This is a genomic window from Methylobacterium planeticum (genome assembly GCF_008806345.1).
Lineage (GTDB): Bacteria > Pseudomonadota > Alphaproteobacteria > Rhizobiales > Beijerinckiaceae > Methylobacterium > Methylobacterium planeticum.
The window spans coordinates 1-18,792 of the sequence record NZ_VZZJ01000048.1 but is presented as its reverse complement, the minus strand read 5'-3'; the positions used below and the strand labels follow the sequence as shown (position 1 = coordinate 18,792).

Sequence of the window (18,792 nt, the reverse complement as noted above, 5' to 3'; positions counted from 1 at the left end):
GCCTGCCGCCGACATCCTCGGCGCCGTCAGCCGATCCCCTGAACCATCCGTCTGAGTCAGTGCACTAGGACGTCGACGCGAAAGGCACTGGCCTTACCTGGGTCATGCCTTACTTGCGGAATGATGGAAGGCGGTCCTGCCGGTACGTCGGCGGGGTGGCCACATCCCTGAAACCGACGGCGCAAAACCACGCTCGGCGAAGAGTCATTCGGCGGCCTCCGCCAAGCGTTCGGTTCGATCGCTTGTCCTGACCACGTCGCGCGTGCCTTCGCTTGAGCCCAGGGGAGTTCCGCCGCCCGCTCCAAGCAAGCCAAATGACTTGAATCTGTTCTGCGCGCTGGCGTCGACAAGCTCGCCGGAAGAGGTGCGGTTGACGGGTACGCCGTCAGCCTCTTGCGGGCCATGCAAGCCCCTGAGACGTGGTGCCCGTCTGACGACCGTCATCGTCCGGCACCGCGCCGATGCAACCGTCGCTCCGACGGAGGTTCTCGGCCGGATCCGCTGGGCCGGGCAGCACTCGGGACGAGGATCGGCAAGCCCACAGGTGTCCGAAGCCGGTGCGGTTGCCCCAAGTCCGGAGGTGGCCAGGATATCGGCGGATCGCGCCGGGGAAGCCGACCGCCTCCGCCGGTCGGAGACCGGATGCGCCGAGCGTCAGCACGCGTCCGCCGGAAAGCCCGCTCCGGCAATGCACGTTCTCACGAGTGCACGGTCCGAGGTGGGCTGGTTGAAGACCAAACCGGCGTGGCGGTTCGGGTCGAGTTCCGAAAGAAAGGGCAGCTTCACTTCATGATCCGTGTTACATGACCGTAAGGGGGCGACCAGTGGTCCTTCACGCTTCCAGCCGGCGAAATCAGCGGTGAAGCAGTAGTTCCTGGGCATACTTTCGGTGCTGTTGTCGATTGTCGCGATCATCGTGCTGATCTGTCGGGACTCTTTCGGCGTTATCAAAGTGCCCCCGAGCATGAGCTGGACTTGGATCCCGACAAAGATGTCGACCGGCTCCGAGTGAGCTACATGACCAGACCATTCGATTACGGTCCGCACTCGGTTCTTTCCCCGGTAGGTGCGGGTGGTCGCAACATCATGCACCTCCTCGGCGCTGAACTGCACGGTCCGGACGTCGGCCGATACCGTTTTCTTTCGCGACCGGGCGTGACTGTCGACATTCTCGAGGAAGACGCCGACCCTTTCCACGGCACCGCTGGCGTCCCAAACGACCTCCACCGGATCGAGGTCCAGCAGGAACTCGGCGGTGCGCGATGTCGCGAGCGCGGTCGGAGGACGTGCCACGACCGTGAGAGGATCTGGCTGTCTCATCAGCCAGACACCAAGGCCGACCAGCGAAGCGCAGACGATCAGGACAACGATGGTTGCCGTGTATTGCAAGATCACAATCAGGCGCAGGATCTTGATATCTTCTTCATTGACGAAACGCCTGACCTCCTTGTCATGTCTGACAATCTGCTCGATCCTGGCCGGGGTCATGGATTTGTACTGCTGCACGCTAACATTCGGCGCCGCGCGCAGCTTGTCGATGATCCTTTTCATCAGCTCGCCGCCGATGCGGTACTGGCCTGCCCACAGGTAGGCAAAAAAGCCGACCACACCCAGCAGGGCCGGCAGGCCCTTCAGGAAACTCATGGCGTCCATAGTTCCCCCTTCGCCGCCCGCGGCGTACGGTGTGGCAAGATGGCCTAGGCGTCCGATATGCGGGCTGGTCGCCGAATTGCAATCGCCCGACCGTAGGCTGGCTGGCTGGCGCCGGGTTTCCTGCCGCGTTGCGGAACCCGAGATCGATCAGATCGATGTCAGATCACCCCCTCGGCCTCAAGGCGGCCACATGCCAAAGCCGCTCACCGTTGGCGTTTGGGCGCCACCCTCTCGCACAGACCGCCGCGCCGTCAGAGGAACGTGCCAAGCCGCCCCCAGGGCCAGCTGCTCGAACCGATCAGTCTTCCTGTCCGTGTTGCCCCAGCGGTTTGGCGGAGTAAGGACGCTTCAGCACCGGTGACTTGATTAAGTCAGCTGACTTAGTCGGAGAAAGAGACGATCGCCCCGGCTTGGCCAAGGACCGCAGCACGTCCAAAGATCGCGCCGACCTCGAAAAGGAGCGCCGACTCATAGCCGCTGAGAACGCCAACAGCCTTGAAGTCAGTTGCCTGACTCAACTGACTCGCCATGGTCAAATTCAGCCCACTCGCTCTTCCCAGGGCCGCCGATCCTTCCCCCGGGTGATTGTGCCGTCCGATGACAGGCCGGATGTATCGGAACGAAAAGTCCCGAGGAAAGTCCCGAGCTGAGCGGGAGACAACCATTTTTCAAAGGGGACTCGATGCATGCCCTCATACCCATGGAGAACAAAGTTTCTCCAGCCGATGATGTCGGCCCAACCGCATCTGAGGGCGCTAAACCACTGAAAAACCTAGCATCCTCCGTTCAGGACCAAAGCGGAGCATCCGGCTCGCGAACACTGCGAAACGGCTCCAAACGGCAGCAAAGGGACCTGTTGGGACGCAAAAGTCCCGAGAAAGTCCCGAGCAAACGGCGCGCCTCGGCGCCTGACTGCCATTCCGATGTACCCCAGCCAGGGGGCGCCCGCCCGGTTCCCGGGGATAAGACAGCGGGGCACGCGATTGCGGTTCCCACCACCCAGCGTCCGGGCGATACGTCCCTCTCCGAAGATGCCGAGGATGAGACGGCGGTGGACACCGGCAGGTATCAGGGCGGCGACGTTGCCGCTCGACTAAAGACGGCGAGAAGAGCCGCGGGGTTTCTTTCCGCCGGCGCGGCGGCTGCCCAGCATGGATGGGGCGTATCGCTGTATCAGCAGCAGGAGAGCGGCAATCGGGCGTTCACGGCCTCGGACGTGGAACGCTTCGCCGAAGCCTTCCACGTGGTGCCGCGCTGGATCGTGACCGGACAAGGTAGCGAAAACGAGAGGCTGGCCGAGATCATCCAGCAGGCTTCCCAGGAACGCAGCACGCGGTCCCGGGCCGCGGCCGGCCGCCTCCGCTTCAGTCGCCTCCTTCGCGGTTTCCGGACGGTGGGCAGCGCCGCCGAGACCATCGGGCTCAAGCGCACCACGCTCACGAGCCATGAGCTCGGATCCGTCGATCTTTCGACGGAATGGGCGTCCGTGTACGGCGCCGCGTTCGGGGTCCGGCCACTCTGGCTGACCGCGGGAACCCTGCCGTCCGGTCTCGGGGAGAAGGTGGACAGCTATCTGAAGGGAGCCCAGCCGAGCACACCCGACGAGGCGAAGGATCATGCCGCGGCACTTCGGAATGTGAGCATCACGCCCGTGGCGGCGAACCGCGTCGCGATCGCGCAGGCGCTGAAGAAGCTCGAGGCGACCAGCCGGAGGGGAGTGCCGCTGTCGAAGAGGCGACCCACGGGAACCGTCATGATCCCGGAGGTGCAGCCTACCTTACTCAGGACGCCGCCGACCTCCGAGGGTGCCGGCGAGAGCGTCGAGGAAGCGAGGCCCAAACCCGTTCGGACGTGGGGACTCCCGAGTGACTACCTGGCGAGCGTGCTCAAGGCTGACGCCCGCGACCTGCGGGTCGTCGCCTCCGCGGCTTCGCCGACCGCACGCAGCGCGGGTGAGCGTTACGTGATCAGCACGGCACCCGCCTCACTCAACGAGCCCGGGTCGTTCGTCCTGAGCTTGCCGTCCGGCAGCCTTCTCGTTGCCAGACTGGAAGCCGGCGATCGTTCGCTCGGCGAAACGCTGGCCGGGGAAGGACGAGAAGAGGCCGGCACACTGTTGGGCCGACTGGTCGTGAGGATCTCCCAAGTCGATTGAGGCTTCCGCCCGAGCGCGACGGCCTCCGCACGGCAGGGGGACGGCCAGGCGGCCCGGGCTCGCATCGCTCCCGGTGGGCCCGGACAGGATGCGCGTGCCCAACTTGGCGTCGAGATGAAAGCGACCGTGGTCAGACACGGCAATCGCCCGCACGACCCCCTGCCTGCTTGCCTGTTCCCGATTGTCACTCCACAGGCCACACGGTCCTCCGACCCGCCAGCGCTGCCGAACGGCGGCGGCCGCGCGGTTCCTGAAACCGCGTCCAACCTTCGCCGATGTGCAAGCCGCCGTGCGCCACGCCATTCGGCGCGAGCGGGCTTGAGCCACAGATCCGCCCCGACGCCCCCGCAAAAGACTCCGCTTCCGCCTGCCGACGCCCAGGGCCTATGTCCGCTGCGACGCCACGTGGTTGGCCCATAGTCGGGCTCAGAAGAACCTTGGCCGAGACGGGGAATCTCTTGGAAGTCGGCATCAGGGCGCTCGCCAGGGAACGGGGATGTTCGCTAGAGCATGGCTCATCCACCTCCCGGTGCAGGCCTGCGGAGGAGTTGATGGGGCTACCGATGAGGGCGTTGGAGAAACGGTCGGAGGTGCGATCGGCTGCCGCGGTGCTGCGGTCTGCATTCGCGGAGGGAGCGAAGAAGATCGGCGCGCTCGCGGGCGAAGACGTGCTGTGGCACGAACAATTTGGCATATGGGGAATATTCGGAAAGACGCGAGGGCGCGGAGGTGTTCAGCGGGATTGGAACGCCTTCGGCCAAAAGCCCTTCGACTTTCGCAGCAACATCGTGGTCGAGATCAACCAGCCAAACGACGGCATCGATCAGAATCTTCAGGGCATTTTTGCGCGGGACGATGCTGGTAGCCGTTGGCTGCTGCACCAGGGACGAATGAGTGTGCCGGCAAGGCGCATAACCGAAGCCGACTTCATCGCCGCCACCCGGCTTGAACCCGAAGCGATAGAATTCAGCGATGGATCTGCCGGCCGGTACCACAAAGTTACGCTGCTGGACGGGCCGGCAGCTCTTCTGCAAGAGGGCATTGCGGCGTTCGTCGCCAGATGTGCGCAGGCCCGTCTTGCCAAGACATCAGACGGCGGGCCGATCGCGGACTTGAAGAAGCTCCATGACTGGGAGCATGGTCTGAGCCCTGAGGCGACGGGAACCTTCGACGTCGCCGCACGCGCGGCCGCGATCGGACACCGCAGACACGGCGAGGTCTGGCGAGCACTCACCCACGAATTGAGACGGCTCGACATTTCTCATTCCAACGACAGGGTCGGCCAATACGGTCCTGATTTGTTTACCTCGACCCCAGAATAAAAGTCTTATTCGAGATCAAGTCACATCCCGGCGCCCAAGACGTTTTCTCTGCGGTGGGGCAGCTTCAAATTTATGAAAAATTACTCAAGGATAATTACCGAAAAGTCTTGGTTGTGCCAGACGGCCTGGGACAGGCGCTCCGGGGGCCCGTCACCGACCTGGGGATCGAGGTCGTCGTGTACGGACGCGAAGGCGGACAGATCGTCTTTGACAGCTCTGCACTTTCCAGATGCCTGGAACCTTAATTCGATCCCGAATTCCAGTCGCATCGAAGATTGAGACAGCAGATTCTGGCAGAATTCCAGTTCTTCAAAATACTTCGCACAGCCGCGAACGACTGATTGGAGAGCCGAGAGCGCACGACGAGGGGCCACCGGCCCTCAGACGCCCAGCCGCCGTTCGGGTCCGAAGGTGCAGACACAGGGGACTCATCAAGCCGCGGCCGGCATCCAATCTGACGAGGTCTCACATCATTTGGGACCGAACAATCCCGATTCGGCTGCGGCACGCGCAGCCGAATACCTCCCGGCCCGCAACGCCGACGCCATCGGGTTCGCAACCGCCCTCCTATGAGATCTTGTCCAGGGGGAGTTCGGTGATGCGTGTGCAATCCTCCCCACGACACCCCGTGGATGGACAGACCTTCGAGACGTAGCAATTGACGTTCAACAGGTAATCCGTGCCACCCCGAACGAGGATACCCTCGACAACGAAATTGGCTCCGAAGACGGGTGAGCCCGAATTGCCGCCATACGTGTCGAGGTTGGCGACGAAGAACGCCCGGGCCGAGTTGTCCCTCACCTCGGCGCCATCGGCGAATTTCAAGGGCAAGCCCGAAGGGTGCCCCATGACGGAGACGGCAGCGCCCTGGGCAATCTGGGCCGTTGTCCGGATGGTCAAGGGCCTGCGTCCTCCAGCCTCGCGGTCGAGACGCACGAGGGCCCAGTCGGAGCCGCCGGGTTCGAGCACGCGGCCCACCAGCTCGCGTCCACTGTAAATGTCCGAATCAGCAATTGTCCCGACCGCGGTTGTCTCGTCGGTCATCCGGAACCCGAACACGAACCGCACGGTCGTCACGTTGCCTTCGTTGACGCAGTGGCCCGCGGTCGCGACGAGGTCCGGCCCGACGAGGAACCCCGTGCAAAATGCGCCGGTCGGCTGCGCGGCGAACCGCTCCTTCGCACAGACTCGCTGGGCCGACTGCAACGTCTCGGTCCGAAGCGTCGACGTTCCATCGCCGTTGCTGACGACGTCACCGGCGCGAAACAGCGCCGCGACGCTATCCGCAACCCGTCGGACGTCATCGCTCGGGAACTCGTAGAAATCCTTGCGGTCATCGACCCCGTAGATGCCCTTTTCCACGGTGGCGAGCGCAGCCACGAGGTCGCCGGTCGGGACGGATGAGAGCGGGGATGCCGGCGCATCGGCCTCCGAGGCCGTAACCGTCGGTTCGCCCGGACGGCTCCTGGCCTGAAGCTCGGATCGAATGTCGTCCGCGGAAACCCCTTCCAACCTGAGCTCGTCGGCCATTGGGACCTCCCATGAAAAATCAGGCTTCCCGCCCAGCAAAATCTTGGCTTAATCGACAATTCCGTGCAATGCTGCGATTGTTATAGAATCTGTTTTTGCGCCATTTCCGCTGCCTATGTAACTCATGTTGCAAGCAAAATCAGAGATGGCCGACCCTGACTCGGTATTTTGTATTGCATTGCAGCAAGGCAGGCTCGACACCGCGCGGGATTGCATTCAAACTGTCGTGCAACGATTGAATAAATCAGGCATCCTCTTTGACCACGAGAAGGCTCTTGCGAGTATAGGAGAGTGGCTGCGGCAGCGCGAGTGTATCAGTCGTACGGTCAGGCACGACGGCATGTTGAAGAGCATGCCGCCGCAGGTGCTGATCTCCTTGGAGATAACCGGCCGCCCGAGCGACGCGTCGCTGGGATTGGCCTTGTCGCTGGGGGAGCGCCTCGAGGTCGTCAGCCTATCGCCGATGCCGGCGCGGGCCCCGTAGGTGGCAGTCGGATGCGAGGCCCTTCCGTCCTGACCGCCGGCTACGCCGTACCGACCGCACGAGCGAGCTCCGACGCTCGCCCGGCAGCTTGCCTCGAAGCCTGCGGGCCGGCGGCCTGCTCGTCCGTTCGACGGACCCATAAACCTTCGACGAGGGAGTGAACCGGGATGGCCCGCTCAAGAACGAACGGTCCGAACGCCGCCGGGGCGCCGAACCAGTCGTTTCACGCCTCGGCGATGCCGGCTCAACCGCTCATCGAGCTCGTCGCCAAGGCCTGTCGGCGTCTCGCACGACGAGGCTGGGGCGATCTGCTTGAGCTGCACGGGCTCGACATCGAAGCGGAAGACCTCGCGGACGAACTCGCGCGCCCTCTCAAACGGATCGACCGCTCGCAGCCGGGCTTCGTGGATTTCGCGGGTGAGGGCGTCAGGGGTGTCGAGCCAGGGCGCCCCGCGCTGAGCCTGCTCTACCATGCCTTCGCCTCGCCCGAGGTCACGACCTGCCGCGGGAACGCGCTCAAGTCGTTTCCGACACCCGCCGAAATCGAGGCGCTCGAGAACTACGTGTTCGGCGTGACACCGCCAACGGTCGAGGATCTCCGGGCCCGCGCCGGCGGCGCGCCGCTCGCCGTGGTGGTTTTCGCGTCAGAGTACAGACCCGCTGTCGAGACGGTTCACCGCCGGCATGCGGACATGTGCCACTCGCGGACAGGCGTGGCGCGGATCGGGACGCGTTCGGAGATCCACCATCCTGCGGCACGCGGCTACCTGCCGACCGTGCCGGGGGACGGACACGCCATCGCCGTGTCGCCCTGTCGCTATGCCGCCTACGTCGCGGCGCTACAGGTCGGGCTCAGGGACGCACACGGTCCCATGCATTTTCTCGATCCCGGCAAGCCCACCGCTGCCGGCGATGTCCGGCGCGACAAGTCCGCCGGCCTGAGGTCGGCGCCGTCGGCCGGCAACCGGACCAGGGGCGACGCCGATCGCCGGTTCTGGATCCCGCTCCACAAGCTCTTCGACGGCAATGAATGCATCGCGGGCTACGAAATCTCGGTTCGGCTTGCGGCGAACCACCTCAACGAAAAGATCAGGCGCGCGCACCTGTTCTTCCTCGGACAGGGCCACAACGGCGGCTGGTACGGACCGGATATCGACAAGCCGCCTTTCGTGATCCGTGACGGCATCGCGGAGTTCTCCACGACCACCTCCGATGGCAGCTGGCTGCTGAAGCCGGTCGCTCGCCCAACGTTGATCGAGGCCGCGGAATACGAAGGAAAGCCTCTCACCTACCGAGTTCCGCGATCGACGGGAGCCAAGCACTGGCGCGTGTACGAATCAACGCTCAACCTGCGGCCCGCCGAAGACAGCGCCCGCAAGGCACCCGAATACCTTCACGCCCGGCACAGGCTCGACGCCGACGGCGAGGTCAACCTCAATCATGCGACCGACATCGCCAAAGAGGTGGGCAAGGGCGACTACTGGGCCCGCCACTACGTGGATTATACCGCCGACGGCTGGATCAACGTCGAGTGCGAGGCGCTTGCCCTTGAAATCCCACGCCGGCTGCCAGCCTACTCCGTCATCGCCAGTCCCGATTTCTTCCCGCTGGTCCGTCAAAGCCAGCTCGTCGAGTGGACCGACCAGTCTGCTCCTCCCGACCTGCTGTCGGCGGTCTGGCCGGTCAATCCCGGGCGCCCCGACCCGCTATCGAGCCAGCGTCTTGCCGCCAACCTCGAATTGAGGGGAGCCGGCTTCGATCCCCACGACGATACGATGACCGCGATCGTCGGGCCCCTCGCGCCGACGAACGGCGCACAACGGCCGCTGCGGCCGGTAAGCCATGTCCGCGCCTCCATGCTGCCCGATGGCGCCTCGGGCGTCTTCGCGCCCGGCTGGGACGTCTCTCTCGACAGCGCTCCGGCTGACGCGGAGGCCGGCGAGTCGAACGAGAAGGTGCTCTTCCTCACCAACTACGGGCTCGGCTCGCCGTTTCCCGAGGATACGATGCTGTGCGCGGCGCTCAGCTCCTTCTGGCCTGCCGTCGCGCCGGACATCACGCGGACCTTCGCGCCAAGCCGCAAGTACGCGACCGCGACCCCTTTGCCCGACGATGTCATAGGACTTGACGGGAGCGAGCCCTGGGACGGCATCCGCGGGCCCATCAAGGGTCCCGACCCCGACACGCTCGATTATCAGGCGCTTGCCTACGGCGACTACGTCGAAGCGGCTCTCGCTGCGCGCTTCGACCTCGCGGTGATCGGCAGCGTCTCGGCGACGGAATACATCGCCCGCACCCTGACCATGGCGATGATCTACGAAGCGCTCGAAGCCACCGAACCCGCGCAGAAGGCGAACTGGACGGTCCTGTCGTTCCGCCCGGCCCGCCCCGACGATCCCGACCTCAAGGCTGCCGTCGCGGCGCACCGGCGTGCCCTCGACCAGCGGCATACCTACCGCTTCGAGATGGTCCGGCACGACGGCGAAAGAAGGCCCCACCCGGACAGCAGGAAATTCGACCGCCTCATCGTACCGATCAAGGAGCACGTCCTGCTGTTCGCCGATCCGACGATCGTGCTGAGGCGGGGAACCGACGCGACGTGGGCGCAACCTTATGAGCGGCGACGCTGATCTCGTGGTCATTGGTGGCGGTCCGGCCGGCACCGCCGCCGGCATTCTCGCGCTCATGCGCGGCCTGCGCGTTGCCCTGATCGAACGCCAGGCATTCCCTCGGCATCGCGCCGGAGAGACTCTGCATCCCGGCGTCGAGCCGATCTTCCGCCAGCTCGGCGTGTTCGATGCCGTTGCCGCCCTGTCGCCACTGCGCCCGTCCGGCGTGTCGACGACCTGGAACGGCGACACGCGCCTGCTCAGGTTCGGCGAGGACCATCGAGGACCCTGGCGGGCGTTCCAGATCCTGCGAAGCGATCTCGACGCGGTGCTGCTGAGCCGTTTCCGCAGCCTCGGCGGACGCCTCGTCCAGCCGACGACGCAGGTCGAACCAATGGTGCGACACGGGGAAGTGCTCGGCGCGAAATGCCGGGATGCGACCATCGTGGCGCCGGTCACGATCGACGCGTCGGGGCGGGCAGGGCTGTTGCGCCGCCGTCTGGGTCTCGGCCTGCGGTCATGGTCCCCGCGGCTGGTAGCCCGCTACGGCTACCGGGCTGGCGCTTATGCCCCCCTCCCTCGATTCCGCGGTGACAGCAATGGATGGACGTGGATCGCCGACGTGGCCCCGGGCATCGTCCATTGGACACGCCTTTCGTTCGACGGGCGCGGACCGGCCTCGCCGCCACCGGAGATCGAGCATCTTCCGCCGCTCGGTCGGTGCCGCTCCGCGGACGCCACCTGGCGACGTGCGGAGCGCCTTGCTGGATTTGGCTACTTCATTGCCGGGGACGCGGCCGGTTCCCTCGATCCCTCAACCTCGAACGGCGTCCTTCGCGCGCTGATGTCCGGCATGATGGCCGCCCACTGCGCTGCAGACATCGCATCGGGGCGAAACTCCGCCCAGACAGCCGCGCGCGGCTACGACGAATGGCTCACGACTTGGTTCGAGCACGACGTCGCCCGGCTTCGCGGGCTTTACGCGGAGATCGGAGCCGATCGGCTCGCCCTCAACGCTTCCGCGACAGGAAGCCTCGCACTAGCGTAGCTGGAGATGTCCCATGCCGAAGACGTTGATCGTCGATATCACCAACAACGCGTTCCCGCCCATCTCGATCGAGGCAGGTCAATACGTCGTCTGGCGGAACCTGGATCCCTACGCTCATTCCGTCGAGACGAGGGCCAACGAGGCAAACTACTTCAACGCCGGCGCGATGTTGCCGGGAGAGACCTCGAGCCCGATCCTGTTCGAGAAGCCAGGCACTTTCAACTACATCTGCCGGTTTCACACCGACATGGAGGGAACCGTCGCCGTCTCTGGTCGGTCCGGTGGTGGCACCGGCGACCCCGGCGGCCATCCCGGCCATGGCGCCCATGATGGTCACGGTGTGGACGGTCATGGCGGCCATTCCCTGCATCACTACCATGGCTTCGTCACGGGCGGCCGCTCGGGTTCGAAGCTGTTCATGACCCACACGCCCGTGCTGGCCGACAGCCGGCACAACTATCAGGTGATCCTGCGCGGCAGCTTCGCCAAGCCCGAGCATGCCAAGATCTACGAAGAGCTTCGGGCGTCTGATTACGGCGATCAGGTCGTTCAGATCTTCCACGATCATATGTCGATGCCGGCGATCGGAGCCGGCGAGATCAAGCAATTGCCGAATGCGTCAGTCAGCTATTGGCCGGACGGCTCGCAAACCACCATTGGCCCTGTGCAAGTGCAGGTGCCCGGATTAGAGGATGTGCCGGTCAATCTTGAGGAGGTCATACATTTTCACCAGTTCGACACCGAGGCCGACTATCCCGACGCCCTCAGCTACATCCTGTACGGCGACGAGCAGGACGTCTTTGTCGACCATTACATCGACCGTGCGCCGGGCTTCCATTCGGTCGCAAAGCTCGCCGCCGCGCCGGTCGGCTGGAAAGGCACAGGATCGATGCGGTTCAAGGTGCTGGGACGCTCGATCAGAGCCCTCCCGCCGCGCCTCGTCCCGCGGATCTCCATCGTCGACAATGCCTTCCACCTGTTCTGGCTGCTGCCGCCGGGGGCCTTGGTACGCCAGGCGCAGGACCCCCTGATCATGCGTGGGGCGGGCGCAGGCGCGAACCACGTCCACCCCATCGAGTTCGAGCACGGCGAGAAAAGCGAGATCGCTATCTCGCGGTTCGTTCATTTCGACATCAGGCTCCTGAACTACGGTGTTCTGATCGTGTAGCGCTCCCCGGAGAGCCCATTCTGAGCAGCGAGCCGAGGCGGACAACTTCCGAGAACCACCTTCTGCCGATCTGTCATCGCATGTTCCGCATGCATGAAGTTTTGGAGGCGAGGACGCGATGGCCACGATATTCTCAACACCGGCCTACATTGACGATCTGGATCAGGCAGGCCGCGAACAGTGGAGCGGGGCGCTTCATAGCTGGTTCCAAGATGCGGCCGACCGCCTGCCAACCGGACACCGGTTCTTCAACGTGGTCGACAATCCGCTGCCGGCAGGCGCGCCGACAGCCCTCATTCCATGGAACGCATTTCCAAGGAAATTCACGCTGCGATGGCCGGACGACGTCGAAACCCGATGGAAGACGGCAGAAAACGTCGTCACGCGCGACATGAACGATCGGCAGGCAAGCTATTGGGAACCCGCGGGCCACGGCAAGTTCCGCAATGCAAACCTGCTCTTTCGCGATCAGGACGAATATTGCGAATGGCGATGCCTTCGCGACCCGTCCACGGGACGCCTCGAACGCATCGTCTTCACGTGCGAGAACCCCGAATACTGGTCGACCTTGGCAGAGCATGATTCGAAACAGCTGCTCAAGCTTTACCGGCAACTCGTCGGGCCACAGGTCGCGCCCGAGGAGTTGATATTCCAGACGGACACCTACGTCCGAGGCAAGAACGGCCTGGTGAACCTGCGCGGCCAGTACAACCCGCTCAATAAATGGAACACCACCGACGGCTTGGTCCATCTCACGCATCCGGCGAACTCGCTGCAGGCGGAAATCTACCTGGCGGCTGACGCGACGGTGCTGAGGACCGACGGTTCGGGCGCCGTGCTGACGGACGACGCCCGCCTTGTCTGCTGCGCGGCGTACGGCAGTCCCAACCGGTCGAGCGATCCGACGATCGGCGGCAAGGTCAACGAACTGGTGCGGAACGGATTGAGGGTGACGATAGCCGACCCTGTCGGGCTCTACATCGGGGAGCTCGATCTCGCGCCGATCGAGCCGCCTGGAGGAGTGACGGCCGCCGAGTGCTGGAAGGTCGTCCGCGGCCGCCAAGCCGACCGGCTGATCCTGCGCGCCGAGTTCGCGCCGCCTGAGGGTTCCGATTTTGACCTGGAGGACGTGCTCGTTGGCGGTGAGCCGCTGCGCTACGGCGGCCAACTCGCAGAGCTCATCACGATCGTGATCCACGGCGTCGGCGCAGCGACCGATGCCGCCGCACCGCGGCAGGGATGCGACTCGAAATGCTGCCGGATCCCCGAGAGCCCCAGACTGGTGAGGATCGTTGGCATCGGCGAAGCCTGCCCCGAGATCGCCGCCACGTTGGACGTCGAGGCGGGACCGCTGGTACTCCCGTCCCTGACCGCCTCGATTGGCGAAACGCTGTCCGCCGACGATCTACCCCGATCGAACAAGCGGATCTGAGCCTGTGTCCGACCCAATCCTCGCAGGAAGCGGAATCCAGGCCAATGTCGTGCCCGGTTTCCGGCTACCCTATCAGCGCATCGTCGCCGTCGGCGCCGACTTGGCCCAGGCGCAGGCCATCGTGCGGCACCTGCTTCCATGGGTGACCCCGGCTGCTCGGGCGGCAGCCTATCACGAGCGCCGGATCGAGAAGGCCAAGACGTTGCGGGTGTTCGGACGCGAGAGCTTCCGTGCGGTCGAAGCCGGCTCGGCGCTGCGCTGGCTCAACATCGCCGTCGGGGCCGAGCCGCTCGCGCAGGCGGGCTTCCAGGGCCCGGGGAGAACCGACCGCTCGTTCGGCCTGGGCCTCGCGAGGCGTTCGAGCTCACTCGGCGATCCATCGACCCTCGGCGCGCCAGGCCACAAGGACGGATGGCTGGTCGGCGCCCCCTCGGCGCCGGTCGCCCTGCTGCTGATCCTCGGATCGGACGAAGCAGAGGAACTCGCCCGGTTCGCCGACTCGACGGAGAAGGAATGCCGTCGGGCAGGTGGCGCCGTGCTTTACGCGGAGACCGGCGTCCGGCTCGACAACGACAGCGAGCATTTCGGCTTCCGGGACGGCGTCTCGCAGCCCGGCCTCCGCGGCAGGCTGAGCCCGGCGGAGGACGACCTGCTGACGCCGCGACGTCTCGCTCCCGACGGGCTCTCGGAGGGACCCGAATTCTCGGCACCCGGCGAGGTCCTTGTCTGGCCGGGAGAATTCATCTTCGGTTACCCGAGGCAGGATGCGCACGATTTCAGGACATCCGCGTCGGAAGGCCCCGTCGATCCGTTCATGAGCGGTGGCTCGTTCCTGGTCTTTCGCAGGTTGAGGCAGCACGTCGCGCTTTTCCGGCAGGCGACGCGGACGCTTGCCGAGAGCCTGCGGGCCTACTCCGACTATGCCGGAGCCTCGGACGACTGGCTGCGCGCCCGTCTCGTCGGACGCTGGCCGTCCGGGGCGCCGATCCTTCTCTATCCGGATGATGATCCGGGCACGCCGCCCGGGTCGCTCGATGCATTCAACAACTTTGGCTTTCGCGAGGCCGCCGCCGCCGTGACGACCACGACGGGCGAGCCGATCCCGGGGGCGCCCGGCGATCCCATGGGGCTCGTCTGCCCGCTTCACGCGCATATCAGGAAGGTCAATCCGCGTGACACGAGCACCAATCTCGGGCCGCCCTCCCAGACCCAGAAGCTGCGTCTGCTGCGCCGTGGCATCCCTTACGGGACGCCGATCGCGCCCGACGCCGTGGACGAGGACGGCGTCGACCGTGGACTCCTGTTCCTGAGCTACCAGAGAAGCATCCGGGAGCAGTTCGAGAAGCTCGCCCAGGACTGGATGAACTCCGACATCAAGCCCGAGGCGGATGGCGGGCACGACGTTCTCGTCGGGCAGGCGCCGCTATCGAAGGAAGGCCGGACTGCCGTGTTCCGGAAGGCGGCCGGCTCGACGTCGCGGCGCGTCTCGACGCTTGCGGATTGGGTCACGCCGACTGGCGGCGGATATTTCTTTGCTCCGTCGCTCGCGTCGCTGGCGGCGTTCGCAGGCAACCAGACCGAGGTTTGACACGGTCGCGCCAACGCGGAGAGTGCACACCATGGCGAAAGTCGGTCCTTTGCTCCGGAGCGTCATCGACCGGCTCGACAAGGCGAGCCCAGCCCTTCGCAATCGGGAACTAAGCTTGATCGCCTCCCACATCGGCGGGTCGGAACATGACGCGAACCTGCCGCTCGTGATGCAGTTCCGACGCACGAAGCCGGCGCGCGGCGAGACGTGGGAGGAGTTCAAGGATCGGGTCGCTCGGGATCTCGAACCCAGGAACGACGCGCTGTCGGGCGGCAAGGCGCAGCCGCTCTTCCTCGCCAATGCCCTCGCTGCCTCGATCGATTCCGAGCGCGTCAAGCGGCTCGCCGAACTCGACGCCATCGACAAGATCGAGCTCGATCCAGTGGTCTATCCGATCGCGATGGACGACGCGGTCGTCGACCTGCAACTCGACGCATTCCGGAACCGCCACGGCCAGCTGACCGGGAGGGGCGTGCGGATCGCCGTGCTCGATTCGGGCGTGGACGAGAAGCATCCGCACCTGCGGGTCGAAGCGTCGGTCTCGACCTGCGGCGAGGACGTAGCCATCCCCGGCCGCCACGGCACGCACTGCGCGGGCTCGATCGCCTCGCGCGACACGATCTTTCCCGGGATCGCGCCCGACGTCTCGCTCCTGAACGTGAAGGTGCTGAAGAGCGATGGCAGCGGACAGAACACCAACATCTCGAAAGGTGTCGACGAGGCGCTCAACCTGAAAGCCGACATCGCGTCGATGAGCCTAGGGTTCAATCACCTGCCGAGCTGGTCTGACGGCGGCCATGGCTGGAGCTGTCCGGATGGCCGGTGTCCGCTCTGTACGTCGGTCGACAATGCGGTGCTGTTCGGGCTCCTCGTCTGTGCCGCGGCGGGCAACGAGCATTCGCGTGCCGATGCGCTCCGGCGCTTCGGACACGGTGGGTCCTTCGACACCGAGCTCGGATGCCCGGGACAGGCGCGCGGGGCGATCACCGTCGGCGCGATCACCAAGCGAACGTTCCTGGCCGCCGATTTCTCGAGCCGCGGGCCGTCCTCGTTCGGACAGTCGAAACCGGATCTCTGCGGGCCGGGCGTCAATGTCATGTCGACGGTGCCGGTGCCGCGTCAGGCGGACGGGAAGCTTGCGACCGACCCGCAAAGGGTCGACCTTTTCGGGCGTTCCAGCGGCACGTCGATGGCGACCCCGATCGTCGCAGGCGCCCTGGCCTTGATTTTCCAGGAGCGGCGCGAGAAGGGCCTGAGCGTGGCTCCCGCCGCCATGCGCAAGGCTCTGCTCGACCAGGCGGCGGCGCCGATGATGCTGCCGGATAATGTCGTCGGCCGCGGACGTATCGATTTGGGACGGATGGGCGTTGATCCGGAGACATCGTGATTGCCAGGGGAGATCGCAGCCATGTCGGATCACAGTGACTTGGAAAAGCTGCGTCGTCTCGGTCTTGTCCGGCGGACGGCCGATGGAGCCGAGGCGGTGAAGGTCACGGCGCAATATCGCGGCGCGCCGGTTTCCCGGGACCGGCAGGCGTGGAAGGCCGAGATGGAGGCTTGGCAGAAGGGTCTCGATGGCAAGCTCGCCAAGCATGGCGCCGAGATCGTGCCCAACAGCCTGTCGCTCTCCGCCCAGACCGTCGAGGCCGTCGTCCCGACGATGCAGCTGGACGCGATCACGAACGAGCTGAAGGGCGAGGACGTCAGGGTCGACATCGTCGTGCCACGCCAAGTGCTTGGCGACTGAGGGGCCTCGGCGGCGCTCGGGTCTTGGCTCGACTTGGCCGATCCGGCGCGCCCAAGATGATGTCGGCGCTCGCAGGAGGGTGGGCGTCTCGCCGCTTGACCGCAGCTCAAACAAGGAAGCGCTGCGAAGGCCGCAGACTCGCAAGCATCCTGTTCGACCGGGAATGACCTCGCCCCATCAGAACGCCGCCGGATCGTCCGGCCGGACGCCTGGCCAATCAGTTCCGGCGCGAGCAGCACGGTCGCGCTGAACGCGGGGTCATGGCAGACACGGATCTCCAGAACCCGCGCCTGCGGCATCCTGTGGGAACCATCCCCGAGTGGGCAAATGCGGCGGATGGCACCGTGCCCTCGGACACGCCCCCAAGGGACAGCCGCAGAAAGCGGCAGTCCCGATTTTGGCGTCCACGGCAAATTCCACCGACGGGCCGGGTGATCACGGCTCCTGAACGCGCCGGTCGAAGGATCAGCGCCGTGGTCTCATCCGACGCGCATCCTGACACGCGGGTGGATGACCAATTCCCGCGCGAGTTCGCCGGTTGCCACGCCCCCACCGTGGCCTGTGCCGAGGCGCTCGGGTGCGGAAGGACGGACGTGGTTCGGACCCGGTCCTAAAATTCCGTTCAGGTTACTGTTCCCGCCTCAGGTCCAGTTCGCTCGGTCAGAGCTGATCCTCGCAATCACCCCGGCGCAAGGCCGGCCGGTCCGGTAATGTTGGCGCAACCCACAGGTTTGATTTTCGAGGGCGCTCAACCGTTGCCGCGGAACTGCAACCCGGCGGGGTGACCCGCCAACGGGACGACCGGTCGATCGAGGCGTCCGTCGGAAGCCGAGAGGTGGGACAACGGCGCAGCAACCGGTCCGCGACCTTCGAGCGCCGGGAAGGGCAGTCCATCTTGGGAGTTATTTCAGTGGAAGCGCCGGTGAGCCGTCATCGCCCAAAGATCCGACCGAGCGTACCACCGTGCGGGGCATATCCTGTGATTCCGCTGCGGCGCTGGCATCTGGCTCGAATGGGCGACCCGACCGTCGTCCTCAGGGTTATGGCGCTCGCTTGTCTCGTATTCGCCGCCTGGACCGGCGTTGCTCCGGATGGCTGGCAGGCGCAACCCTGTTCCGAGCCCCCGGACCGGCCGTCAGCCTGCGGCGCGGTGACGTTCCGCAAGGATCAAAGCCGGCTTCCGTCGGTCGCCGAAGCGGTGAGGCCCGCATAGTGAACACGGCCGTCGGGAATGGCTTTGACGCCAAGAGCGGCCCCTTGGCGCGGCGCGAGCACATCCTCGATACGGCCCAAGCCTGCTTCGTGCGCAACGGCTTCCGCCGCACCACGATGATTGACCTTGCCCGCGAATCCGCGATCGGTCGGTGTAACTTCCATCGTTACTTCGGCTCCAAGGAGGCCATCGTCGAGGCGCTGGCCCGGCGCGACCGCGCGCGCTGCGCCGTTCTAGTCGCCGAGCTCGGGCGTACTGCTTCCCCTCGAGCCGTCCTCACTGGCGTCCTCACGCGAACCCTCTCGGGGATCACTCGCGAGACCGCCGTGCTGCGCCTCGACCTTTGGGCAGAGGCCAAACGCAATGCCGCGATTGCCGCCGTGGTCGAGCGAACCGAGGAGGCCCGCGCTTGGCTGGGCGGGATGTTCTCCCTGCTCGCCCTCTCGCCGAGATGCCAACCCGAGGCGTTGTTCGATACGATCAACCCGCTGATGAAAGGGATCATCGTCAATCGCGCCGTCCTGCTCGAATACGATTCGGGCGCTACCATCGCGTTTCTTGATGCGCTGATCGATGCCGGCCTGCGCGGCGAACTTCCGCATGCGCCATTCACAGCCGTGCAGTTGAATCGATGAGGCCGATCGGAACGCCGCCATTCGGGCGGTCCCGGCACTCGGGCTGGCGTTGCCGGTCGCGCGGGCCGAGGTCGCGTTTGCCCCTGTGAGCACCCCGTTCCTGCCTGCCGTGAACGTGGTCGAGGCAGCGCAGCGTGAGATGTGATTAGGCGTGGAATAAGGACCCCGTTTTCGGGGTGATCGGCGTCCAAACGGGCCCCCCAGGACA

Annotated in this window: 13 protein-coding genes; 11 read left to right on the top strand and 2 right to left on the bottom strand. The window is 65.3% G+C overall.

Annotated elements, in window-relative coordinates; translation table 11 throughout:
* Nucleotides 1-654 precede the first annotated feature (654 nt).
* A complete protein-coding gene (locus F6X51_RS26620) occupies nucleotides 655-1,644 on the bottom strand; it encodes a hypothetical protein (RefSeq protein ID WP_150966938.1) in 990 nt (329 codons plus the stop codon).
* Between the two features lie 1,060 nt (nucleotides 1,645-2,704).
* Between F6X51_RS26620 and F6X51_RS26615 the strand changes: the two genes are divergently transcribed.
* Both F6X51_RS26615 and F6X51_RS26610 read left to right on the top strand, forming a co-directional pair.
* The gene (locus F6X51_RS26615; RefSeq protein WP_150966936.1) at nucleotides 2,705-3,808 is read left to right on the top strand and encodes a helix-turn-helix domain-containing protein; all 1,104 of its coding nucleotides are present in this window, start codon (nucleotides 2,705-2,707) and stop codon (nucleotides 3,806-3,808) included.
* 551 nt (nucleotides 3,809-4,359) lie between these two features.
* Nucleotides 4,360-5,130, top strand: a complete 771-nt coding sequence (locus F6X51_RS26610; RefSeq protein ID WP_150966934.1) for a hypothetical protein — start codon at nucleotides 4,360-4,362, stop codon at nucleotides 5,128-5,130.
* A gap of 567 nt (nucleotides 5,131-5,697) precedes the next feature.
* Here F6X51_RS26610 and F6X51_RS26605 read toward each other — a convergent pair.
* Nucleotides 5,698-6,660 carry a trypsin-like serine peptidase gene (locus F6X51_RS26605; protein ID WP_150966933.1) on the bottom strand — a complete coding sequence of 321 codons (963 nt, stop codon included), beginning with the start codon at nucleotides 6,658-6,660 and terminating at the stop codon, nucleotides 5,698-5,700.
* A gap of 145 nt (nucleotides 6,661-6,805) precedes the next feature.
* Here F6X51_RS26605 and F6X51_RS26600 point away from each other — a divergent pair, with 145 nt between their 5' ends.
* From F6X51_RS26600 to F6X51_RS26560, 9 genes are all read left to right on the top strand, one after another.
* Nucleotides 6,806-7,144, top strand: coding sequence for a hypothetical protein (locus tag F6X51_RS26600; protein ID WP_150966931.1), 339 nt, complete (start codon nucleotides 6,806-6,808; stop codon nucleotides 7,142-7,144).
* Between the two features lie 167 nt (nucleotides 7,145-7,311).
* Nucleotides 7,312-9,774, top strand: a complete 2,463-nt coding sequence (locus F6X51_RS26595) for a hypothetical protein (protein WP_210250348.1) — start codon at nucleotides 7,312-7,314, stop codon at nucleotides 9,772-9,774.
* Nucleotides 9,758-10,801, top strand: coding sequence for an NAD(P)/FAD-dependent oxidoreductase (locus F6X51_RS26590; protein WP_150966928.1), 1,044 nt, complete (start codon nucleotides 9,758-9,760; stop codon nucleotides 10,799-10,801). The genes F6X51_RS26595 and F6X51_RS26590 overlap by 17 nt, the downstream gene beginning before the upstream one ends.
* A gap of 13 nt (nucleotides 10,802-10,814) precedes the next feature.
* Complete coding sequence (locus F6X51_RS26585) at nucleotides 10,815-11,969, top strand: cupredoxin domain-containing protein (RefSeq protein WP_150966926.1); 1,155 nt, start codon at nucleotides 10,815-10,817, stop codon at nucleotides 11,967-11,969.
* A gap of 118 nt (nucleotides 11,970-12,087) precedes the next feature.
* Nucleotides 12,088-13,401, top strand: a complete 1,314-nt coding sequence (locus F6X51_RS26580) for a hypothetical protein (RefSeq protein WP_150966924.1) — start codon at nucleotides 12,088-12,090, stop codon at nucleotides 13,399-13,401.
* A 49-nt stretch (nucleotides 13,402-13,450) separates the two neighbouring features.
* Nucleotides 13,451-14,989 (top strand): Dyp-type peroxidase, encoded by a 1,539-nt coding sequence (locus F6X51_RS26575; RefSeq protein ID WP_191970292.1) that lies wholly within the window; start codon nucleotides 13,451-13,453, stop codon nucleotides 14,987-14,989.
* A 31-nt stretch (nucleotides 14,990-15,020) separates the two neighbouring features.
* Nucleotides 15,021-16,376, top strand: a complete 1,356-nt coding sequence (locus F6X51_RS26570) for a S8 family serine peptidase (protein WP_150966920.1) — start codon at nucleotides 15,021-15,023, stop codon at nucleotides 16,374-16,376.
* A complete protein-coding gene (locus tag F6X51_RS26565; RefSeq protein ID WP_150966918.1) occupies nucleotides 16,377-16,736 on the top strand; it encodes a hypothetical protein in 360 nt (119 codons plus the stop codon).
* 1,212 nt (nucleotides 16,737-17,948) lie between these two features.
* Complete coding sequence (locus F6X51_RS26560; RefSeq protein ID WP_150966916.1) at nucleotides 17,949-18,584, top strand: TetR/AcrR family transcriptional regulator; 636 nt, start codon at nucleotides 17,949-17,951, stop codon at nucleotides 18,582-18,584.
* Nucleotides 18,585-18,792: the final 208 nt, after the last annotated feature.